This window comes from Methylobacterium sp. 4-46, assembly GCF_000019365.1.
Taxonomy (GTDB): Bacteria; Pseudomonadota; Alphaproteobacteria; order Rhizobiales; family Beijerinckiaceae; genus Methylobacterium.
This window is the reverse complement of sequence record NC_010511.1, coordinates 133,465-153,483: the sequence shown is the minus strand read 5'-3', so window position 1 is coordinate 153,483 and position 20,019 is coordinate 133,465. Positions and strand designations below refer to the sequence as shown.

The 20,019-nt window shown below is 69.6% G+C and carries 19 protein-coding genes; 9 read left to right on the top strand and 10 right to left on the bottom strand.

The window, feature by feature from the left end:
* The first annotated feature begins 19 nt into the window (after positions 1 to 19).
* Together M446_RS00635 and M446_RS00630 are read left to right on the top strand one after the other, a co-directional pair.
* The gene (locus M446_RS00635; RefSeq protein ID WP_012330131.1) at positions 20 to 931 is read left to right on the top strand and encodes an MBL fold metallo-hydrolase; all 912 of its coding nucleotides are present in this window, start codon (positions 20 to 22) and stop codon (positions 929 to 931) included.
* An 11-nt stretch (positions 932 to 942) separates the two neighbouring features.
* On the top strand, positions 943 to 1,329 hold the full coding sequence (locus tag M446_RS00630) for a rhodanese-like domain-containing protein (RefSeq protein ID WP_012330130.1): 387 nt from the start codon (positions 943 to 945) through the stop codon (positions 1,327 to 1,329).
* A gap of 141 nt (positions 1,330 to 1,470) precedes the next feature.
* Here the strand turns inward: M446_RS00630 and M446_RS36615 are convergent, their stop codons facing one another.
* The 6 genes from M446_RS36615 to M446_RS00605 form a co-directional block, all read right to left on the bottom strand.
* Positions 1,471 to 2,163: an acetoacetate decarboxylase family protein gene (locus M446_RS36615; protein ID WP_012330129.1), complete on the bottom strand. Its 693-nt coding sequence runs from the start codon at positions 2,161 to 2,163 to the stop codon at positions 1,471 to 1,473.
* 345 nt (positions 2,164 to 2,508) lie between these two features.
* A complete protein-coding gene (gene eno / locus M446_RS00625; protein ID WP_415926926.1) occupies positions 2,509 to 3,801 on the bottom strand; it encodes a phosphopyruvate hydratase in 1,293 nt (430 codons plus the stop codon).
* Positions 3,802 to 3,806: 5 nt separating this feature from the next.
* On the bottom strand, positions 3,807 to 4,832 hold the full coding sequence (locus M446_RS00620; protein ID WP_265576498.1) for a phosphotransferase family protein: 1,026 nt from the start codon (positions 4,830 to 4,832) through the stop codon (positions 3,807 to 3,809).
* Positions 4,833 to 5,610: 778 nt separating this feature from the next.
* A complete protein-coding gene (locus tag M446_RS00615) occupies positions 5,611 to 5,988 on the bottom strand; it encodes a hypothetical protein (RefSeq protein WP_265576497.1) in 378 nt (125 codons plus the stop codon).
* Between the two features lie 268 nt (positions 5,989 to 6,256).
* Positions 6,257 to 7,861 (bottom strand): calcium-binding protein, encoded by a 1,605-nt coding sequence (locus M446_RS00610; RefSeq protein WP_012330125.1) that lies wholly within the window; start codon positions 7,859 to 7,861, stop codon positions 6,257 to 6,259.
* A 158-nt stretch (positions 7,862 to 8,019) separates the two neighbouring features.
* Positions 8,020 to 8,625 carry a hypothetical protein gene (locus M446_RS00605; RefSeq protein WP_018262989.1) on the bottom strand — a complete coding sequence of 202 codons (606 nt, stop codon included), beginning with the start codon at positions 8,623 to 8,625 and terminating at the stop codon, positions 8,020 to 8,022.
* A 387-nt stretch (positions 8,626 to 9,012) separates the two neighbouring features.
* Between M446_RS00605 and M446_RS00600 the strand changes: the two genes are divergently transcribed.
* Positions 9,013 to 9,426, top strand: coding sequence for a hypothetical protein (locus tag M446_RS00600; RefSeq protein WP_012330123.1), 414 nt, complete (start codon positions 9,013 to 9,015; stop codon positions 9,424 to 9,426).
* Positions 9,427 to 9,488: 62 nt separating this feature from the next.
* Here the strand turns inward: M446_RS00600 and M446_RS00595 are convergent, their stop codons facing one another.
* Positions 9,489 to 10,493, bottom strand: a complete 1,005-nt coding sequence (locus tag M446_RS00595; protein WP_012330122.1) for a LysR family transcriptional regulator — start codon at positions 10,491 to 10,493, stop codon at positions 9,489 to 9,491.
* Positions 10,494 to 10,625: 132 nt separating this feature from the next.
* Between M446_RS00595 and solA the strand changes: the two genes are divergently transcribed.
* The 6 genes from solA (at position 10,626) to M446_RS00565 (ending at position 16,613) form a co-directional block, all read left to right on the top strand.
* On the top strand, positions 10,626 to 11,795 hold the full coding sequence (solA, locus tag M446_RS00590; protein ID WP_012330121.1) for an N-methyl-L-tryptophan oxidase: 1,170 nt from the start codon (positions 10,626 to 10,628) through the stop codon (positions 11,793 to 11,795).
* Between the two features lie 177 nt (positions 11,796 to 11,972).
* On the top strand, positions 11,973 to 12,791 hold the full coding sequence (locus M446_RS00585; RefSeq protein ID WP_012330120.1) for a transporter substrate-binding domain-containing protein: 819 nt from the start codon (positions 11,973 to 11,975) through the stop codon (positions 12,789 to 12,791).
* Positions 12,792 to 12,838: 47 nt separating this feature from the next.
* Positions 12,839 to 13,585, top strand: coding sequence for an amino acid ABC transporter permease (locus tag M446_RS00580; protein WP_012330119.1), 747 nt, complete (start codon positions 12,839 to 12,841; stop codon positions 13,583 to 13,585).
* A complete protein-coding gene (locus M446_RS00575; RefSeq protein WP_012330118.1) occupies positions 13,582 to 14,439 on the top strand; it encodes an amino acid ABC transporter permease in 858 nt (285 codons plus the stop codon). Before M446_RS00580 ends, M446_RS00575 begins: the two co-directional genes overlap by 4 nt.
* Before the next feature lie 8 nt (positions 14,440 to 14,447).
* Complete coding sequence (locus tag M446_RS00570) at positions 14,448 to 15,200, top strand: amino acid ABC transporter ATP-binding protein (protein ID WP_012330117.1); 753 nt, start codon at positions 14,448 to 14,450, stop codon at positions 15,198 to 15,200.
* A gap of 15 nt (positions 15,201 to 15,215) precedes the next feature.
* Positions 15,216 to 16,613: an MmgE/PrpD family protein gene (locus tag M446_RS00565; protein ID WP_012330116.1), complete on the top strand. Its 1,398-nt coding sequence runs from the start codon at positions 15,216 to 15,218 to the stop codon at positions 16,611 to 16,613.
* Positions 16,614 to 16,989: 376 nt separating this feature from the next.
* On the opposite strand, the gene M446_RS00560 is transcribed toward M446_RS00565, so the two are convergent.
* The 3 genes from M446_RS00560 to M446_RS00550 form a co-directional block, all read right to left on the bottom strand.
* The gene (locus tag M446_RS00560; RefSeq protein ID WP_012330115.1) at positions 16,990 to 18,078 is read right to left on the bottom strand and encodes a hypothetical protein; all 1,089 of its coding nucleotides are present in this window, start codon (positions 18,076 to 18,078) and stop codon (positions 16,990 to 16,992) included.
* 21 nt (positions 18,079 to 18,099) lie between these two features.
* Entirely contained in the window at positions 18,100 to 18,705 is a 606-nt protein-coding gene (locus tag M446_RS00555) for a hypothetical protein (RefSeq protein ID WP_012330114.1), read from the bottom strand.
* Between the two features lie 83 nt (positions 18,706 to 18,788).
* A complete protein-coding gene (locus M446_RS00550; protein WP_012330113.1) occupies positions 18,789 to 19,961 on the bottom strand; it encodes a zinc-dependent alcohol dehydrogenase in 1,173 nt (390 codons plus the stop codon).
* Positions 19,962 to 20,019 lie beyond the last annotated feature (58 nt).

Genomic DNA, 20,019 nt, shown 5'->3' with positions numbered 1-20,019 from the left:
ACCCGGAAGGAGGAGATCCATGTCGGACCAGACCACCGCGCCCTTGCGCGGGCGTCCCATCGTGACGGGCTTCCACGACGCGCCGACCGGCAGCATCCAGTACGTCGTCGCGGACCCCGAGACGACGCGCTGCGCCATCATCGACCCGGTGCTCGACTTCGACCCGAAGTCCGGCGCGACCGCCACCCGTTCCGCCGACACCCTGCTCGCCCATATCGAGCGCGAAGGCTACGCGCTGGAGTGGATCCTCGACACGCACCCGCACGCCGACCACTTCTCGGCGGCGGGCTACCTGCACGACAGGACGGGGGTCCCGACCGCCATCGGCGAGAAGGTCGTCGAGGTGCAGCGGCTCTGGAAGGGACTCTACAACCTGCCCGACGGGTTTCGGACGGACGGCTCGCAGTGGTCGCGCCTGTTCGCCGACGGCGAGCACTTCCGGATCGGCACCCTGGACGTCGAGGTGATGTTCACGCCGGGCCACACCCTGGCCTCCATCGCCTACCGGGTGGGGGATGCCGCCTTCATCCACGACACCTTGTTCATGCCGGACAGCGGCTCGGCGCGGGCCGACTTCCCTGGCGGCAACGCGCACGCGCTCTGGCGCAGCATCCAGCGCATCATGGCGCTTCCGGACGAGACGCGGCTGTTCACCGGGCACGACTACCGCCCGGGTGGGCGCGAGGCCGCCTGGGAGAGCACGGTCGCCCGGCAGCGGGCCGAGAACACGCATCTGACGGAGACCGGGACCGAGGAGGCGTTCGTGCGGATGCGCGAGGCGCGCGATCGCGAGCTGCCGATGCCCAAGCTCATCCTGCATTCGCTGCAGGTGAATATCCGGGGCGGCCGGCTGCCGGAACCCGAGGCGAACGGGAGGCGCTACCTGAAGATCCCGCTGAATGCGCTCGACGGCGCGGCTTGGGGCGAGTGACGGAGGTGACCATGACCACGAAGAGCGCGAAGGACTTGGTGGCTGAGGCCAACCGCGAGGTGGAGACTCTGTCGGCCGAGGAGGCGCTGGCGCGCCTCGGGCAGCCGGACACGGTGTTCGTCGACGTGCGCGAGGGCGAGGAGGTGGCCAAGAGCGGCAAGATCGCAGGCGCGGTTCACGTGCCGCGCGGCTTTCTGGAATTCCAGGCCGATCCGGCAAGCCCGACCCATAAGGCCGAACTCGGGGGTGGCAGGCGGCTGGTCCTCTATTGTGGATCAGGGAGCCGCTCGGCCCTGGCCGCCCAGACGCTCAAGACCATGGGGCTGGGTCGGGTGGCTCACGTCGCTGGCGGCTTCTCTGCGCTGGAGAAGGCGGGTGCGCCGGTCGAACGGGGGTGAACGGAAAGCGGCCGCTGTTCGGCGCCTAACCTCCCCACACGGATCGTCCCTGGCGACGCGATGTCATTCGGGGACGGTCTGCGTCTGCTTCGAACCGTGAAGCAGACCTCAGATGGGCCGCTTCTTTGGGTCCGCTGCGCGTCAAGATCGTCCAATTCGGAGTGCCATCCGGGATAGCCGAAAGTTCACGAGAGGGATGGATCCGCTCAGGAAATCGAGCGGGCCGCCGCGAGCAAAGCTCCACGTTGCGGCTCCAAACGACACGCTCGCCCGTATCAAAGCTTTGGTCACGCGAATATCCTCGTGATCTTCGTGACGTAATGACCGCTGCACGATTGTCATCCGCAGCGGCCAACGGCCCGGTATCGCGATTCGGTTCCTAAACACGAGCTTCGCGAGTTCCCGCTCTGCACCCGCCGTTACCCTTGCCTCAAAACTTACGGCTCCAGGACTGACACTCCTCCGAACCCGGAACACGGCTTCCTGCTTGGGGATGCTCCACATCGCGCGCGCTCCCGCGATCGAGGCTGGGTGATCGACCCAGATCTCGGGCACGCTCAGCGCGAGTTGCCAACCGTACCCGACCTGAATCGCGGCCATTGCCTCGTTGTAGGCCAGAACACCGGTCGGTTCGTACACCGCGAAGGCCGTTCCAAGGAGCGCGCGGCCCATCATGATCACCGGCCGCACGTCCCGCGCCAACCAACCTGCCGGCAGGCGGGACGCTTCGACCCGCCACAGCGAGACGAAAGCTGTCCCCTGAAGGTGCCAGGGCGGCGGCGGATAGCTCACCCCGTTCGGATCGATCGGCCAGGTCGACGGTCCTGCAGTCATTTCGGTCACGCTTTGCCGACAATATCGATCACCTCTCCGCGGTCGGTCCGCCAGGGCGGCCTATCAACGCGATGAACTCGCGATCGGCAGACAAGACGCCGCTCGGTATGCGGCGGCGCCGTCTAGAGCGGCACCCGATCACGTTGCAACCGGGTGCCGCTCTCGATCTTTGATCTTGCCGCATTGTCCGCGACGAACCGGCATCCACTTCGTCGGAAAATGCTCTGGCGTGCCGATCGCATGCTCCCGGCGGTCGCGGCGCTGGTCAGGCCCTTCTTGTCTTTCGATCTCTTCTATCGGCCGTCGTCAGCATCGGGAAAATCATCCGGCAACCGCCGGCCGCGCTCAGGACGATGGCGCAGCCTCCTTGAACGGCAGTGCCGACCAGCCCGCGAAGACCGCATCGTCCCCCAAGCACTCCTCGATGCGAAGCACCTCGTTCCACTTGGCCATTCGCTCCGACCGGGAGAACGAACCGACCTTGAGCTGGCCGGCATCCCAGCCGACAGCCAGATGGGCGATGGTCGTATCTTCCGTCTCGCCCGAGCGGGCCGACACGATGGTGCCGAAACCCGCCTCCTTCGCAGCGAGGAGGGCCGCGTGGGTCTCGGCGAGGGTGCCCGCTTGGTTCGGCTTGATCAGCACCGCATTGGCCGAACGATCGCCAGCTGCGCGTGTCACGCGCTTCGCATCGGTGACGAAGAAGTCATCGCCGATGATCTGACAGTGCCGGCCATAGCTCGCCGTGAACGCCTTGAACCCGTCGACGTCGTCCTCGGCCACCGGATCCTCAATGGACACGATCGGGTAGGCATCGAGCCAGCTCCCGAGCATGTCGATCATCCCGGCCGTATCCAGCGTCCGGCCGTCGAGAGCCAGGACATAGGCTCCGGCCCGACCGAACTCCGAGGCCGCGACATCCAGCGAGATCGCCACGTCGGCGCCCGGCCTGAAGCCCGCAGCCTCGAGCGCGAGCATGAGGGTATCCAGGGCCTCCTCGTTGGACGCGAAAACGGGCCAGTACCCGCCCTCGTCGGCGACGCCCTGAAGCTTGCCGGCCCTCCGCATCAACGCACCGGCTGCGCGATAGATCTCCGCAGTCCAGTCCAGCGCCTCGGCGAAGGACCCGGCACCAGGGCACATCACCATGAAGTCCTGAATGTCGACGCGCCTCTCGGCGTGCGCCCCGCCGCCGAAGATCTGGATCTCCGGAAGGGGGATGCGCACCTGCCGAGACCCGGCCAGCAGCTTCCAGACCGGAAGCCCGACGGCACGGGCCCGCGCGTGCAGCACGGCCATGGATGTCGCCACGGTGGCGTTGCCGCCCAGCCGGGACTTGTCGGGCGTGCCGTCGAGCGCGATCATCGCCGCATCGATCGCCGGAGGATCGCTCGCGTCCATTCCCACGAGCGCCCGGGCGATCGGCCCGTTCACGTTGCCGATCGCCCGGCGCACGTCGAGGCCACCGAATGCCTCGCCCCCGTCACGCAGGTCGATCGCTTCGCCCGAGCCGGTGGACGCTCCCGCCGGCGCGATGGCGCGGCCGACCGCGTGGCCGCCCACCGTGACCTCCACCTCGACAGTAGGGCGACCGCGGGAGTCCCACAGGCGGCGTCCGTGCACGGACGTGATGGTCATGCTGGTCAATTCAGGACCTCCCTCGCCCAGTCTTGCCGGATCTGTGAGAGCTGCCGCGGGCGGCTCACGATCAGATGACGGGCCACGCGCCTGACGAGCTCGCGGTCAGCCTCCGCCGTGATGTACTCCGCGGGCGACTTTCCATCGATGCGGCCCAGGAACAGCGCCGGCAGAAGGCGGGCTGCCCGCACCTCCACGCTCTCGGGCGCCTCCCAGCACACGCGGGAGAGATAGGACGACGCGAGCGCATCGAAGCAGGCCAGGTAGTCCGTCGCGTGCGGCCTCTTCCAGACGCACTTGAGGAGGAGATGGTTGAGGCAGAATGCCAGGTCGAAGGCCGGCTCGCCGTACCACGCACATTCGGCATCGAGCAGCACGGGTCCGGCCGGACCGGCAAGGATGTTCTTCGGGCTGACGTCGCCATGCACCATGACGACCTTGCTCTGGATCGTCGCCCGAGAGAGGGCGAAGAGCTCCTCCGCGAGGTCGCCGTGGCGCCTCGCTGTTGCCTCGAGGTAGGGTTCGAGGCGGATGGCGTGGAACGTCTCGTCATTGGCAAAGCGACGCGCCGCTTCGGCCGAATGAGCCGTCGCGTTGTGGATGGTGGCGATGGTTTGGCCAACCGCCGACGCGAAGGCGGGCCTCGCCCGGCCATCGCGGAGCTCGTCCTTCCAGATCGGATGGCGAGCGGGATCCAGGTAGGTCATCGCGAACACGCCCAAGTCAGGGTCGTGCGCGATGATGTCCGGCACGGCGTGCGGGACGGCGCGCCGTGCCTCGATGAACCAGCCCACCTCGCTCTTATTGCGCGAGACGGGGGCATTCCATTCCTGCGCGACGCGCAGGCGCGCCAGCGCCTTTTTGACGACGAAGGTGCGCTCGCCGACCTCCACCCGAAAGATGTCCGACGCGACCCCACCGGTGAGCGGCACCAGCCGCGTCGGCTCGCCGAGCGTCACCAGCCCGCACCGGTTGAGGAACTCGCTGATCACCGTCTCGGCTTCGGCCGGCGATGCCGCCATGGCAGTCATGTCGAACCCCAACGATCCACAGACGGGAAGGCATGGTGAGCACCAAATTCGCACCGAGCACAACGCTTATCGGGATAACGGACAGCGCCAGATCGGTGCTCGCCGTCGCATCCTCGATCCACCTCCCGGAGCGAGGTCGGGAAACAAGGTTGCTGACTGCATCGATCAAGGCGAAACCTCCCGCCGCGGCGCCGAGGAGGGCCGACGACAACGGCTGCAGGGTCATGCCCTGATAGAGACCGGGATCCCGCCCGTCTGCGCACGGCCGAGCTTCGCGGGGGCACGGTCCCGCTGGTGCGCCCGACGCGGGAGCGCCCGGGACGTGGGCATGTGAGACAAGTGGATCGGGAGACCGCCATTCCGGAAAGCACCCGCAACCGGACATTCCCGACACGCGCTACGAATGTCCGGAAGGGGTCAATAGCCTGGGTTGCGCGAGCACCGCTGGAAGGTCCGAGTGGCGTCCGAAGCTCGGGTCGAGCGAGGACGAATCGAAGGTCCGAGTCGGGTCGCAAGCTGCTGCTCCAGGCCAAGGTCGAGTCGCTCCACGAGGGCAGCCAACCCGCTGGTTCGCGGCCTCTGGGGCGCGGGCATCGACGGTCATGACCACCCAGTGCGGCGCGCACGTCCGGCGGTTCGCCCGCCGGGCAACGGGGAGAATCGTGAAGCCGTCGCCCCGGCCGATCCCCGTCCCGGCGCCGCGATTCGCCCAAATGCCGCGCGGGGCGGCCCCCTGTCTCGAGGAGCCGCCCCGCGACGCCGCGGAACTCGGGCCCCGCTACCGCCGCCGGGATATCGAGCGGCGGGCCGGGAAGGCCAAGGCCGGTGAGGCGGCCCGGAAGCGCGTGCGGGTGCGCATGTCGCGGAACTCCGCGCGGACCTCCTCTTCCAGTCCCTCGTGCGGCACCATGGCCGCGAGGTCGCCAGGCTCGATCCGCGTGTCGCTCCCGTCGGGCCGACGGACCTCGATGGCGCGGAACTCGGTCGGCGGGATCTGGTGCGGGGAGACGCTCCACGTTTCTCCCTCGCGCTGGCCGCCCGGTCGGATGAGTTGCTCAATGCACGCGGCGGCCCGGCGGCTGCGCGGTGTCCGAGTGAACGTGAGCCACTGACGGAGCGCGCGGTCGCCCGACGGGATGACGATCGTGATGCGCACCTCCCGCTGGTCGGCGGCGATCCCGTCGAGGCCGTGGCCCCGCGGGTCCGGGTCCGTCTTGAACCACGGGGCCCTAAGCTCCGGCTCCCGTCGCCGAAGGCGACCTCGCCCCGCCACAGGCCGCCGGTCGCACCGATGACGGGGAGGTGTCGAAGGGAAGTGTCGCATCGATCTGATCCGATCCTGTCAATTCGAGGCAGGGGCGATTCCTCGCCGGCTCGCGTCGCGGCATGATGCGCCGGCCGGCGCCCGCCGCGTCGGGTGACGCTCAGGAGATCACGACGTTGCTGCCGAGCCCGCCGTCGAGGACGTCGAGGCCCGGTCCCCCGATCAGCACGTCGTCGCCCTCGCCCCCGAGGAGCGTGTCGGGGCCGGGGCCGCCGATCAGGACGTCGTTGCCCGCGCCGCCATCCGCGGTCAGCAGCATGCCGGTGGCCGTCAGGCCCGACGCCTCGATCACGTCGTCCCCGCCCAGCCCGTTGATCAGGAGGCGGTCGCTCGGGTCGAAGCCGACGATGTCGATCTCCGCCGCGAGGCCGAGCACCCGGATCCCGTCGCTGCCGGCGATCAGCTGAATCACGTCGTCGCCGGCGGTGCCGTTGATCACGACCGTGTCCGCCTGCCCGTCGCCGCCGCCCCCGGCGCCCGCGAGGTTCAGGACGACCCGCGTCACGTCGGTGCCCGACAGGTCGTCGACGGTGATCCGGTCCGCCCCTCCCAGCGCCCTCACGTCGACCGTCTCGACGTCGTTGAGGTCCATCGTCACGCTGGCGATGTCGCGCCGCAGCACTGCCCGCCCGCCATTGGCCGCTAGGTCGATGGTCTCGGCGATGTTCGCGCCGTTGAAGAGCAGGGTGTCGCTGCCGGCCTGCCCCTCGACCACGTCGCTGCCGTCGCCCGGGTCCCACTGGAAGGTGTCGTCGCCCGCGCCCAGCATGGCGACGTCGCTGCCCTGCTGACCGTCGACGACGTCGTTGCCGTCGCCGCCGAGCAACAGGTCGCCGCCGTTGCTGCCGAGGATGGTGTCGTTCCCGGAGCCCCCGTCGACCGTCACGCCGATCAGCGCGGCGAGGTTCCCGGTCGCGCTGAAGCGGTCGTCCCCCCCGTTCATGTTGACGACGATCCGCTCGGTCGTCCCGATATCGAGGGAGAAGGGCGCCGGATCCAGCCGGTCGAAGCGCACCCGCGTGCCGTTCGCCGTCAGCGCGAAGGTCTCGGCGCCGTTGCCGCCGTTGACCTCCGCGGTGTCGGTGCCGTCGCCGCCCTCGAACAGGTCGGTGTCGTCGCCGGGATTCCAGATCATGCGGTCGTCGCCGGCCTCGCCGAAGACCTGGTCGTCGCCGTCGCCGCCGGTCAGCACGTCGTTGCCGGCGCCGCCGAACAGCAAGTCCGCCCCGCCCTTGCCGAGCAGCGTGTCGTTGCCCGCCTGACCGAAGAGCATGTCGTTGCCCGAGCCGCCGGTCATCACGTCGTTGCCGGCCCCGCCGAACAGGTTCGCCCGCGGGAGCGCGCCGTTGGCCTCGTTCAGGGTCAGGACGTCGTTCCCGCCCTGACCGAAGACCTGGATCAGGCCGGTATTGGCGACCGTCGCGGTGCCGCCGGTGATCGGCACGGCTCCGCCGTTGACGAGGATCTGGCCGGCCGCGTTCCGGCTCAGCGTGACGGTGTTGTCGAGACTGTCCCCGAAGACCGTCGCCGTCCCGTTGCCGAACGTCGCGACCAGGGCCAGCGTGGTCGGCGAGGTGCCGAGGCCGGCCGGCCCGCGGCGCGCGTCATCCGCCAGCAACACGGCGTCCTGGTCGTCGTCCTCCGTCCCCACCGGCGTCGGACGTGACACGATGTTCTTGAGATTTGCTGCCTTCGAGGGAGTCATCTCGGATCTCCGTGACGACCGATGCGGTCGAGATCCGTTATCGGCGCCCGGCCGCCGCCGTACTGTGAGCCGGATCACAGTCGGGCGGGGAGGGGCGCCTCGGATGACCCGCGCGATCGGCGCGGCGTCCGCGGTCAGCGGGGAATCCCGCGAGGGACCTACTGCACGAACACGATCGGCACGGTGAAGCGCAGGCTGTCCCGGTCCACGAAGGACGGCGGCTCCCCCAGCTTCCTGCCGGGAGTCACGACGGCGTAAGCCTCCTTGACGGCCGCCGGGTCACCCAGAAAATCCGTGACGCGCGCCTCGACGATCACGCCCTCCGTGTCGAGCCGGATGTAGGCGATCGCCGCACCCCCCTTGCGCACCTTCTGGTGGGTCAGCTTGTTGATTCTGCTGATAATCCTCTTCACGTACGAGATGGAATAGTCCCGGTAGGTCAGGTCGTCAGGATCGCTGGCGAGATTGAAGCGGTCTATGTACTTCCGGTCCCGGTTGAGGATGTAGTACCGGAGCTTGTCGAGGTCGTAGTCGTCGCAGACGTCGAAGACCGACCGGGCCTCCGCGCCGGACGGCGGGCGCGCGCCGTCGGGCTGGTTCGCGGTCTCGGCGGACGGTTCCGAAGTAAAATTGTTGTAGCGTCGGATCTCGAAGAAGAATGCGATGAATTCCTTGCTGAAGATCCCATCCTGACTGATCTCAGCTGCGGCGCCGCGATCCTGCACGAGAAAGATGACGGCAAGCGCAAACAGGACGGCGCGCATCTTCGCCCCCAAGTGCATCCGCGTGCCGCCCGAGCGGAAGGGCCGCGCGTTCAGGCAAGCCGCGGGTCGAGTCCCAACAGGCGGACCGTCAACACCTGATAAAGGTCGAGGTTCCCGAGCAGAGCCCGGGCGATCGACATCGGGCGCGGGGGAGGGATCCCGCGGCCGCCGGCGGGACGTCCGCGGCGCGGAGCACGGGTGAGCGGGAAGGCCCCCGCGGGTCGCCCCGTCGGCGCGGCGACTTGACGGGCGGCGGCGGCGCGTGTCCTCCTCCGGGCGCGCGGTGAAGCCGACGCGATCCCGGAGGTCTCCGCGAGCCATGGTCGGTCCCGGCGAGCGCGGAACGGCCCGTCGAGGCGGCGGCACGCGGCCCGGATGGAGCGCCCGATGAGGTCTCGGCTGCCGCCGCTCGCGGCCCTGGCGATGATCGCGGCCTTGGCGATGATCGCGGCCTGCGAGCAGGCATCCGCCGGACCGCCCACGATCGCGGGTCTCTACATCCGCCGCGCGCCGTCGCGCGGGGAGATGCGGATCGAGCGGGCAGGACCGCGCTGGACGATCTCCATCGTGGCGGGAGGGCTGCCGCGAGGACCGGCCACGGCCGCCGACTGCTCCATCGTCGCGGATGGCGACCTGAAGGGCACGCGGCTGACCGCGCGCATTCGCGACGATGATCCCGCCGTGGAGCGGCTGATCGAGATGCGCCTCTCGCCCGGACGCGCCGTCATCACCTTCGGCCAAGTCGAGGGACCCTGCGGGATGGGCTCGGACGTGTCCGGCACCTACACGAAGGCGCGCTGATCGGGGCCCGTCGGCGGCCGGAATCGCGCGGCGCGTCCGGTCGGACCGGCCAGCGGCTGCCCTCAGGCGGGGGAGGGCGCGCCGGCGCCGTCCGTCGGCGGGAACAGCGCGGGCGCGCCCGCGCCGAGCCAGGGCACCAGCGCGTCGAGGCGCGGCATGGCCTGCTCGCGCAGGACGGCCTGCGCGCGGGCGGCGATCCGGGGCGCGAGGCGCGGGATCTCGCCGCGCAGCGTGACGAGGAGCAGGTCGCGCGAGAAGCCCGGCTTGGGCAGGGGCAGCACCTCGATCCCCGGCGCGTGGGCGATGCCCTGGAGCAGGCAGAGCGGCGTCGTGACCGCCACGCCCATCCCCATCGCCACCATGGCGACGAGCGCGTCCGAGGTGTCGAACTCGAAGGCGCGCGGGGGCCGCAGCCCGAGGCGGCTCAGGTGGCGCTCGACCTGCTGGCCGACGAAGGAGCGCTCGCTGTGGCGGACCAGCCGGTGGCGGGCGAGGACCTCGCGCAGGCCCAGGGGCGCGAGCTCCCCGGCGAGCCCGCGCGGCACCGCCAGCAGGTAGGGTTCGCGGAACACGGGATAGCGCTCGATGCCGGACAGGCCGTCCATCGGGTCGCAGGTGATCGCCGCGTCGATCGCCCGGCGCAGGAGCGCCTCGGCGTGCGAGAAGGCGAGGCCCGACCACGCGGTCAGGGTGAGCGCCGCCGTCCCGTCGAGCAGGTCGCGGACGAGGTGCGCCCCCACCGTCCCGGCGAAGGAATCGACGAGACCGAGCCGCAGGTCGATCCGCTCCGGCTGCGCCGCGGCGGAGCGCAGGACGGCCAGGAGGTCCTCCAGGTCGCGGCTCAGGTCCTGAACCCGGGCCGCGAGGATGCGGCCGGCGGCGGTCGGGACGAGCGGCCGGCGGGCGCGGTCGAACAGGGGCGCGCCGATCGCCGCCTCGACGCGCCGGACCACCTGCGAGACGGCGGATTGGGTCAGGCCGTGGCGCCGGGCCGCCGCCGTGATGCTCCCGGTCTCCGCGACGGCGCGGATCACCCGGAGCGCGCCGAGATCGGGAAGCGTGTCCATCCTGGCCCGGCTTCATAAGCCCCTGTCATGCCGATCATCAATCCTGCTTCATCGGAGGCGCGGCCATTGCCGGCTCGCCCAGGCATTGGGCACCAAGGGGCCTGCGCACGGGATGAGCAGGGACCGGACCGGATGAGCAGGACCTACGACGTCGCCGTGATCGGCCTCGGCGCCATGGGCAGCGCGACGCTCTTCCAGCTCGCCCGGCGCGGCGCGGCGGTGATCGGCCTCGACCGCTTCGCGCCGCCGCACGCGATGGGGTCGAGCCACGGCGAGACCCGCATCACCCGGCAGGCCGTCGGCGAGGGCCGGGACTACGTGCCCTTCGTGCTGGAATCGCACCGGATCTGGCGCCAGCTCGAGGCCGAGACCGGGGAGACGCTGCTGAACGCCTGCGGGGTGCTGGTCATGGGGCCGGGGCGGGGCCCGACCTCGCACCACGGCAAGCCGGACTTCGTCGGCCGCTCGCGCGACGCGGCGCTCGCCTTCGGGATCCCGCACGAGATGCTGACGGGCGCCGAGGTCGCCCGCCGCTTCCCGCAATTCCTGAACCTCGCGGGCGACGAGAAGGCCTATTACGAGCCGGGCGGCGGCTACGTCCTGCCCGAGCGCTGCATCGCCGCCCAGCTGCGGCGGGCGGAGGCGCTCGGCGCCGAGATCCGCACCGGCACCGAGGTGCTCGGCCTGGAGCAGGACGCGTCCGGGGTGACCCTGCGCACCCGCGACGGCGCGATCAGGGCCGCGCGCGCCGTCGTGTCGGCCGGCGCCTGGACGGCGCCGCTCCTCGGATCCGCCTTCGCGCGCCTCCTCACGGTGCGGCGGCAGGTCCTGCACTGGTTCGCCCTCGACGACGTCGGCGCCTACGGCCCCGGCGCGCCGGTCTTCGTCTGGATGCACGGCGCGAGCGACGTCGACTACCTCTACGGCTTCCCGCCGGGGCCGGGCGACCATCGCCTCAAGGTCGCCACCGAGCAGTACGCGACGCGCACCACCGCCGATTCCATCGACCGCGCCGTCTCCCCGGAGGAATCCGCCGAGATGTACCGCCTGCACGTCGCCGGGCGCTTGGCGGGCGCGACCCCGCGCGTGGCCGAGGCCGCCGCCTGCCTCTACACGATCACGCCCGACCGCGGCTTCATCATCGACCGCCACCCCGATCACGACAGGGTCACGGTCGTCTCGGCCTGTTCCGGCCACGGCTTCAAGCATTCCGCGGGCATCGGCGCGACGGTGGCCGAATCCCTCACCGAGGGACGCAGCGCGATCGATCTCGCGCCGTTCCGCCTCGGTCGATTCCAGTGATCGCGCCGGCCGTGGCGCGCCGCTTGCATCGAATCATGCTGCTTGATTTGGTGTTCCGATCGACGCGGCGGCACCGCCGCGGCGATAATCCGGTCGACAACGGCCGAGTGCGGGGCGCCTCAGGTTGACCGCCCGCGCGTCGCCCCTTCTCCTCACCCCCGACGGAGGTTCGATCCCATGCGACAGAAGGTTCGTGCTCTGGCCCTCGCGGGGGTCGCCCTCGCTACGCTGTCCGGGGCGAGGGCGGCGGAGGGCGTCGACGCCATCAAGCAGCGCGGCAAGCTGATCGTCGGCGTGAAGGCCGATTACCGGCCCTTCGGCTTCCGCGACCCGAGCGGCAACATCATCGGCCTGGAGCCGGACCTCGCGGCCGACATCGCCAAGCGCCTCGGCGTCGAGCTCGAACTCGTGCCGGTCGTCTCCTCCAACCGCATCGAGTTCCTGCAGCAGGGCAAGGTCGATCTCCTGATCGCGACGATCTCCGACAAGCCGGAGCGCCGCCGCGTGGTCCAGGCCATCGACCCGCAATACTACTCGGACTACGTCAATATCCTGCTGCCGAAGAAGGGCGGCATCACCGAGTGGGGTCAGCTCAAGGGCAAGCCGGTCTGCGCCACGTCGGGCGCGTGGTACAACAAGGACGTGGCCCGCACCTACGGGGCCGAGATCGTCGCCTTCGACGGGTCCGAGAAGCCGCTCTTCGCGCTCAAGCAGGGCAATTGCGTCGGCTACCTGTACGACCAGACCTTCATCCAGGGCCGGCTCGGCGAGGACGAGTGGAAGGCCGATTACGCCATGCCGCTCAAGGGCATCCTCGAAGCGCCCTGGATCATGGCGGTCGCGTCCGGCAATGCCAGCCTCCAGGCCGTGATGGAGACCGCGACCAAGGACTGGATGCGGACCGGCTTCATCGTCGACGAGGAGAAGAAGTGGGGCATCGCGCCGACCGACTACGCGCGGGCCATGCACGACAAGTACAAGAACGCCACCAACTGAGTCCGGCCCGCCCGGCCGCGGCCGGGCGGGCCCCAGGGTGTGAAGGGATGAGCGGCATTCCGGACTGGTTCCAGCGCCTCTACGACACGACCGGCTTCAATCTCACGGTCTTCTACGATCCCTACGATTGGGGGCGCTACGTCGCCGGCCTGCGGATGACGCTTCTCCTCAGCGTCTCCACCATCCTGATCAGCCTCGTGCTGGGCGCGCTCGGCGCCCTGCTGCAGGGCGGGCCGTCCCGCCTGCTGCGCGGTCTCGTCCACGGCTTCGTGGTTGTGTTCCGCAACACGCCCCCGCTGGTGCAGATCTTCTTCTTCTACTTCGGCCTGGGCACGCTGCTGCCGGCGACGCAGACGGCGTCGGGCCTGCGCGAGCCGCTGCTCAGCAACGTCCAGTGGGCGATCGTGTCGCTGTCCCTGTTCGCCGCGGCCTTCAACGTCGAGATCTTCCGCTCCGGGATCGAGGCGGTGCCGCGCACCACGGTCGAGGCGGCCGAGGCGCTCGGCTACACCCGCGCCAAGGCCTACCTCCACGTCGTGCTGCCGCTCGCCCTGCGCATCTGCCTGCCTGCCCTCAACAACAACCTGATCAACCTGCTCAAGACGACGACCCTCGCCTACGCGATCGCGGTCCCGGAAACCCTCTACGCGGTCAAGCAGATCTGGTCCGAGTCGCAGAACGTGCTGGAGATGATGCTCGTCCTGCTGGCGACCTACGGGATCCTGGTCGGCATCCTGGTGTGGCTCATGCACCGCTGGGAGCGGGCGCTGCGCATCCCGGGATACGGGCGATGAGCGGCGAGCCCCGGCCCCGCGCGCTGCCCGTCCTGCTGCCCGTCCTGCTGCCCCCTCGGCCGCCCGCGCCGCCGCGGCTGCGCCTGCGCCCGCACCACGGCGTCGCGCTCGGGCTGGCGATGCTCCTCGCGGCGCAGGCCGCGCCCGCCCAGGCCCCGAGCGGGGCGGCTCCCCTGCCGGCCCTCGACGTCCTGATCAAGTGGGCGCCGCTCCTCCTCACGGGCTTCGCCTTCAACATCGCGATCTCGCTGCTCGCGATGCTGCTCGGCACCGCCGCCGGGCTCTGGCTCGGCCTCGCGCTCCTGGCGGAGACCCGGGCCCTGCGCGGGGTCGCATGGCTCGCCACGCAGGTCTTCCGCAACGCGCCCTGGCTCGTGCTCCTGTTCTTCGTGATGTTCCTGGTGCCGTTCCAGGTCACGGTGTTCGGCCTGCGCATCCCGCTGCCCGACTGGGTCAAGGCGACCGGCGGCTTCGCCCTGCCGGTCATGGCCAACGTCGCCGAGATCGTGCGCGGGGCCGTGCGCTCGATCCCGACCACGCAGTGGGAGGCGGCGGAGGCCCTGGCCTTCACCCGGCGCCAGACGATGTGGCGCATCATCCTGCCGCAATGCCTGAAGCGCATGCTGCCGCCCTGGATGAACCTCTACGCCCTCGTCGCCATGGCGACCGTCCAGGCCTCGATCGTGGGCGTCTCCGAGATGCTGACGCTCACCGCGCAGGTCCACGCCGCCGAGGGCGGGCGGCCCGAGCTCTTCGCGCCGCTCTACGGCTTCGCCCTCATCTGCTTCTTCCTCTACTGCTACCCGATCGACCGCTGGACGGCCCGCCTGGAGCGGCGCTTCCACGTCGCCTGAGACCCCGCATGCCCCCTGCCTGGACTCCCGACCAGCCGATCGTGCAACTCATCGACGTGCACAAGTCCTTCGGCGCGCTGGAGGTGCTCAAGGGCATCAGCCTGGAGGTGCGCAAGGGCGAGGTGATCTGCATCATCGGCCCCTCGGGCTCGGGCAAGTCGACCCTGATCCGCTGCATCAACGCCCTGGTGCCGATCACCTCCGGCACGATCCGGGTCGAGGGGATCGAGGTCGCCGACCCGAAGCTCGACAAGCTCGCCCTGCGCCGCAAGGTCGGCATGGTGTTCCAGCAGTACAACCTGTTCCCGCACAAGACCGCGCTGCAGAACGTCATGATGGCGCCGATCCACGTGCTGGGCCAGGACCGGCGCGAGGTGGAGGCGCGCGCCCGCGCCCTCCTCGCCAAGGTCCGCCTCTCGGGCAAGGAGGACACCTACCCGGGCGAGCTATCGGGCGGACAGCAGCAGCGCGTCGCGATCGCCCGCTCGCTGGCCATGCGCCCCGACGTGATGCTGTTCGACGAGGTCACGGCGGCCCTCGATCCCGAGACCGTGAAGGAGGTGCTGGTCACCATCCGGGAACTCGCCGAGGAGGGCATGACCTGCCTGCTCGTGACCCACGAGATGGCCTTCGCCCGCGAGGTCGCCGACCACATCTACTTCACGGACCGGGGCGTGATCGTCGAGCACGGGCCGCCCGCGCAGTTCTTCGCCGCGCCGCGCGACCCGCGCACCCGCAGCTTCCTGTCGCAGATCCTCTGAGCGGGAAGGCGCGCCGTGCCGACGCTCCTCGAACGGGCCGCATCCTTCCTCGCCTCCCTCGATCCCGCCTCGCTCGATGGCGCCGCCCGCGCGGCGGCGTGCGAGGCGCTGACCGACTGCGTCGGCGTCGCGCTCGCCGGCTCCCGGGAGCCGGTCGCGCGCAACCTGCGCACCTGGGCGCGGGCCCGCGCCGCCGGCCGGTCCGCCACGGTGCTGGGCACGCGCCTGCGGCTGGATCCGGAGAACGCGGCCCTGTGCAACGCCGTCGCGGGCCACGCCCTCGACTTCGACGACACGAGTTGGACGACGATCGGCCATCCGAGCGTGGTCGTGGCGCCGGTCGCCCTCGCGGTCGGGGAGGAGATCGGCGCGTCCGGTCTCGCGGCGGTCGGGGCCTACCTGGCGGGGGTCGAGGTCGCCCACCGCCTCGCCGAGACCGTCATGCCCGAGGTCTCGCGCAACGGCTGGCACACCACGGCCGCGCTCTACGCCGTCGGCGCCGCGGCCGCGGCCTGCGCGCTGCGCCGGCCGGGCGAGGCCGCGACGATCCACGCGCTCGCCATCGCGCTGACCCGGTCCGGCGGCCTGCGGGCGAATTTCGGAACGCAGGCCAAGCCCCTGCACGCCGGGCTCGCCGCCCGGAGCGGCCTGGAGGCGGTGTCCCTCGCGATGGCCGGCGTGACCGCCTCGGCCGAGGCCTTCGAGGGCGCGGACGGGTTCGCCGCGTGCTTCGCCGGGCCGGCGGCGCGGGCGCGGATCGATCCCGGCGCGGTGCGCTTCGGCGAGCCCTTCGACCTCGTCGCCCGCGGGCTCGCCTACAAGCGCTATCCCTGCTGCAGCGGCGCCCACCCGGCCCTCGACCTGATCCTCGACCTGCGCCGCGCGCACGGGATCGCGGCGGAGCATGTCCGGGAGATCCGGGTCGGCACGAGCCTGCTCGCCGAGCGCGAACTCGTCTGCCACGCGCCGCGGACGCCGGCGGAGGCCCGGTTCTCGCTGGAATTCGCCCTCGCGGCCGCCCTGGTCCGCGGGCGGGTCGCGCTCGACACGTTCGACGACGCGACGCTTGCCGACCCGGCGCTCCGCCGCGTGATGGAACGGGTGCGCATGACCGTGAGCCCGAGCCTCGCGCGGCTCGGCTTCATCGGCACCGCGCCCGTGGAGATGGAGATCGAGGTGGAGGGCGGCCGGGTGATCTCGGGCAGCCGCGACCTCGCGGTCGGCAACCCCGAGCGGCCCCTGAGCGAGGCCGACCGGCGGGCGAAGTTCCTCGCCTGCGCGGGCCGCGCGCTCGCGCCGTCCGCGGCCGAGAGCGCCTACCTGGCCCTTCGCGACTTGGCCGACCTGCCGGGCCTGGAGCCGCTCCTCGACACGCTGGCCGGCTCCCCGTCGCCGCCCGCGCCCGTGACGTGAGGCCGCGCGGGCCTCGGGAGCCTTCGCGGCCCTGCCGGCCGCGGCGTCCGGTCCGGGAGAGCGGGCCCGGCCGCGCGGCGCCCATCCCCGGTCGAACGCCACGACCTTTCGAGGAAGAGTTTCCTTAGGGTCAAAACTCAATCAGCTTGACCATGCGAGGGGCTGCTTCCGACCCCAAGAAGCTATTCGATGCGGCATCAACGAAAGGCTGCTGGTGGAGGCACAGCGGACCTCTGAGGGCCTTTCCCAGCGACGGCAGACGGGGTTGCCTGTTGTAATGAGTTCTGGGGCTTCAAGCAGGTAGCGTTACAGAGTGCTGAGCCAGGAGTGTAAAACGGGCTCGGCGGCCGTCCAGCGAATTCCGCAAGGGCAAATCCTACTGCTCCCCACCCGGTTCAAATTCGTCTATGCGGTAGGCCATCGCGGGTGCCAGCCGTGCGATATGCGGCTGCCATTGCGCCCTCAGCGCAAGATATGTCTCTGCCCCCGCCTCATTGCGCATCGTCTCCACACCGGCTGCCGAGAGCCGTCTGAGAGCCGCTGCGAAGCGGGTGCGCCATGCCTCGCTCTCGGCGCTGGTCACGTCGGCTGGGGCGGGCAGGTCTCCGGGTAAAAACGTCGTTTCGAGCGTGACGACGAGCAGCATGGCAACGCGCCAGATTGCATCGACGGCGGCGGCCTCCTTCAGCCATGCCGCCTGACGGTCTGCAATCCCGCTGCGGATCAGTGACACCGTGTCGAGGACGATGAATGCCTGTGCCGAGACCGAGTAGAAGGGCTGCCGGAAGCGGAAGTAGAACAGCACAGGATAGAAGTGGTGGGTCTCCTTCATCTCGGCCATGGCCGCCGCGGTGTCGGCCAAGTGGCTGTAACCTGAATCGAGCTGCCCCTGTGACCCGAGCCGCGCGAGGAGTTCGGCCGCATCCGCGGTTTCGCCCGCTAACAGATGCAGCTTTAGTCCGAGCGCGTTGCGCTGCCGAAGCGCGCTGTAGACCTGCATGACGTAGGTCAGGACCAATGACGTCACCGACATGCCGACGAGCGAGTTCACGAGATAGAGGACGCGGTAGGCATCTGTGACCGGCTTGAAGTCGCTGGCTCCCACGATCGCCATGCTGCTGCCGCCTGCATAGAGGGCAGTCATGAAGTCGGCCGGGGTCTCGCCGCTGCTTGCCCGAACGGCCGTCCCGAGCGCGGGGTGGATGATCAGGCCGGCTCCGAGGGTCAGTCCCAGTGCCCAGAGCAGGACGTAGACGATGAGGATGACCGGGCCGCAGAAGGAGAGCACAGCGCCCCGCTTCTGCCCGACTTGATCGACGGCACGGAAGATTGCCCAGGTGAGATGGGCGACCCGGTCCGCGATCAGTCCTGTCCCGATGCGCGCGTAAAGGACTGTCAGGAAGATGTCGGCGAGGACAAGACCCATGACGAGCGCACCCGACGCCCGTTCGAAAGCAGGCAGCATCAGCCTTGCATCCTTCCAGCCTCAGGCGTTGGTCAACGTCCAGGGACGCATCGCCTCCGGGCGGATCATGTCGGGTGGCGGCTTGAAGTCGCGTGCCGCACCCCGCATCGCCTGCGCGGGACGGCGAAAGCCGCTGCGGCTGCGGTAATCCTGTCGGACCTTTCGGGACGGGGCGAGGGGTGCCCCCGAGAGGTTCTGTGCGCAGATCACGTCGATGGCTGTAACGCCAGCCAAGGCCACAAGGGCGATGAGCACGTTGTCCTTGCGCGGATTATGGCCCACTAGCCCAGGAAGGACCGTGGCGATGTCGAGCGCGTCTCCCGCGACGCGTGCCGAGATCCAGGGCGTCGGATCACGCGAGCCCAAGATCCCGGCACCCTGTAGGAGTTCGCGCACGCCGTAGGCTTCGATGACCGGGGCTGCGCGCGGCATTCCGAGCCAGCGGGCAATGGCACCGCCACACGCCAGTTCAGTCAGGCCGAGGCCGATGGAGAACCAGCCTAGGCCGTGGGCGAGTTCCCTGGTTGCGGGATCTGGCCTACGGCGCGGGTCTGAGGTGAGATAACTCGGCAGAGAATAGGGCACAGGAGCGCGACCCCGGTCCCGTTGAGACATGGCATCGGACATGCTGACTTCCTCGGTGCCGCAATGGATGCCGTAATGTGAGAGGAATGGCAGACCCGCCGCAGCGCGACGGGCTGCAAAGCCAATCAGGGCCGGAGCACAACCTTGATGCAGTTGTCTTTCTTGTCGCGGAAGGTCTTGTACATCTCGGGCCCTTGTTCGAGCCCAACCCGATGAGTGATGACGAAGGAGGGATCGATCTGCCCGTCGGCGACACGCTTGACGAGGTCATCCGTCCACCGGTTCACGTGGGTCTGCCCGGTGCGGATGGTCAGCCCCTTGTTCATCAGGGCTCCCACCGGCAATTTGTCGACGAGCCCGCCGTAGACACCCGGGATCGAGAGGATGCCAGCGGGGCGGCAGACATAAATCATCTCGCGCAGCACCGAGGCGCGGTCGCTCTCCAGCATTACGGCCTGTTTCAGTCGGTCGTAAACCTGTTCCAGAGCGCGCGGCGAATGCGCCTCCATGCCGACGGCATCGATGCACTTCTCCGGACCCTTGCCGTTGGTCAACTCATTGAGGCGCTCGATCACGCTCTCCTGCGCGTTGTCGATGGTTACAGCCCCTCCCGCGCGTGCCATCTCCAGGCGCTCGGGCACGCTATCGATGCAGACCACCTGCTTCGCACCGAGGAGGACCGCGGAGCGCAGTGTCATCTGGCCGACCGGACCGGCGCCCCAGATCGCGACCGTATCGGTCGGCTGGATGTCGGCTTGCACCGCGGCCTGCCAGCCGGTCGGGAAGATATCACCGAGGAACAGCACCTGCTCGTCGCTCAGGTTATCCGGCACCTTGATGTGGGTCTTATCGGCAAACGGCACACGGACGTACTCGGCTTGTCCGCCCTGGTAGCCGCCGGTGAGGTGGGTGTAGCCGAACAGGCCCGCGGTGGTGTGCCCGAAGGCTTTCTCGGCGATCGACTTGTTGCGGTTCGAGCGTTCGCAGACGGAGAAGTAGCCGCGCTTGCACTGATCGCATTCGCCACAGATGATTGTGAAAGGCACGACGATGCGCTCACCTTTCCTGAGAGCGCCGTTGACGCCTCTGCCCATCTCAACGACTTCGCCCATGAACTCGTGGCCCATCACGTCGCCCTTTTCCATGCCGGGCATGACGTGGTCGTAGAGGTGCAGGTCCGAGCCGCAGATCGCACAGGTGGTCACCTTGATGATTGCGTCGCGCTCATCCTCAATCTTAGGGTCCGGGACTGTATCGCATCGGATGTCTTCAGTGCCGTGCCAGACCAGTGCTCTCATAGCATTTCTCCGCAATAAAATGGTAATTTCAGCGGACATTTTGGTAATGATGCTCCTA

Coding starts and splice junctions, on each gene's coding strand:
- M446_RS00635 (WP_012330131.1), top strand. CDS start 20: ATGTCGGACCAGACCACCGCGCCCTTGCGCGGGCGTCCCATCGTGACG.
- M446_RS00630 (WP_012330130.1), top strand. CDS start 943: ATGACCACGAAGAGCGCGAAGGACTTGGTGGCTGAGGCCAACCGCGAG.
- M446_RS36615 (WP_012330129.1), bottom strand. CDS start 2,163: ATGACTGCAGGACCGTCGACCTGGCCGATCGATCCGAACGGGGTGAGC.
- eno (WP_415926926.1), bottom strand. CDS start 3,801: ATGACCATCACGTCCGTGCACGGACGCCGCCTGTGGGACTCCCGCGGT.
- M446_RS00620 (WP_265576498.1), bottom strand. CDS start 4,832: ATGACTGCCATGGCGGCATCGCCGGCCGAAGCCGAGACGGTGATCAGC.
- M446_RS00610 (WP_012330125.1), bottom strand. CDS start 7,861: ATGACTCCCTCGAAGGCAGCAAATCTCAAGAACATCGTGTCACGTCCG.
- M446_RS00605 (WP_018262989.1), bottom strand. CDS start 8,625: ATGCGCGCCGTCCTGTTTGCGCTTGCCGTCATCTTTCTCGTGCAGGAT.
- M446_RS00600 (WP_012330123.1), top strand. CDS start 9,013: ATGAGGTCTCGGCTGCCGCCGCTCGCGGCCCTGGCGATGATCGCGGCC.
- M446_RS00595 (WP_012330122.1), bottom strand. CDS start 10,493: ATGGACACGCTTCCCGATCTCGGCGCGCTCCGGGTGATCCGCGCCGTC.
- solA (WP_012330121.1), top strand. CDS start 10,626: ATGAGCAGGACCTACGACGTCGCCGTGATCGGCCTCGGCGCCATGGGC.
- M446_RS00585 (WP_012330120.1), top strand. CDS start 11,973: ATGCGACAGAAGGTTCGTGCTCTGGCCCTCGCGGGGGTCGCCCTCGCT.
- M446_RS00580 (WP_012330119.1), top strand. CDS start 12,839: ATGAGCGGCATTCCGGACTGGTTCCAGCGCCTCTACGACACGACCGGC.
- M446_RS00575 (WP_012330118.1), top strand. CDS start 13,582: ATGAGCGGCGAGCCCCGGCCCCGCGCGCTGCCCGTCCTGCTGCCCGTC.
- M446_RS00570 (WP_012330117.1), top strand. CDS start 14,448: ATGCCCCCTGCCTGGACTCCCGACCAGCCGATCGTGCAACTCATCGAC.
- M446_RS00560 (WP_012330115.1), bottom strand. CDS start 18,078: ATGCTGCCTGCTTTCGAACGGGCGTCGGGTGCGCTCGTCATGGGTCTT.
- M446_RS00555 (WP_012330114.1), bottom strand. CDS start 18,705: ATGTCCGATGCCATGTCTCAACGGGACCGGGGTCGCGCTCCTGTGCCC.
- M446_RS00550 (WP_012330113.1), bottom strand. CDS start 19,961: ATGAGAGCACTGGTCTGGCACGGCACTGAAGACATCCGATGCGATACA.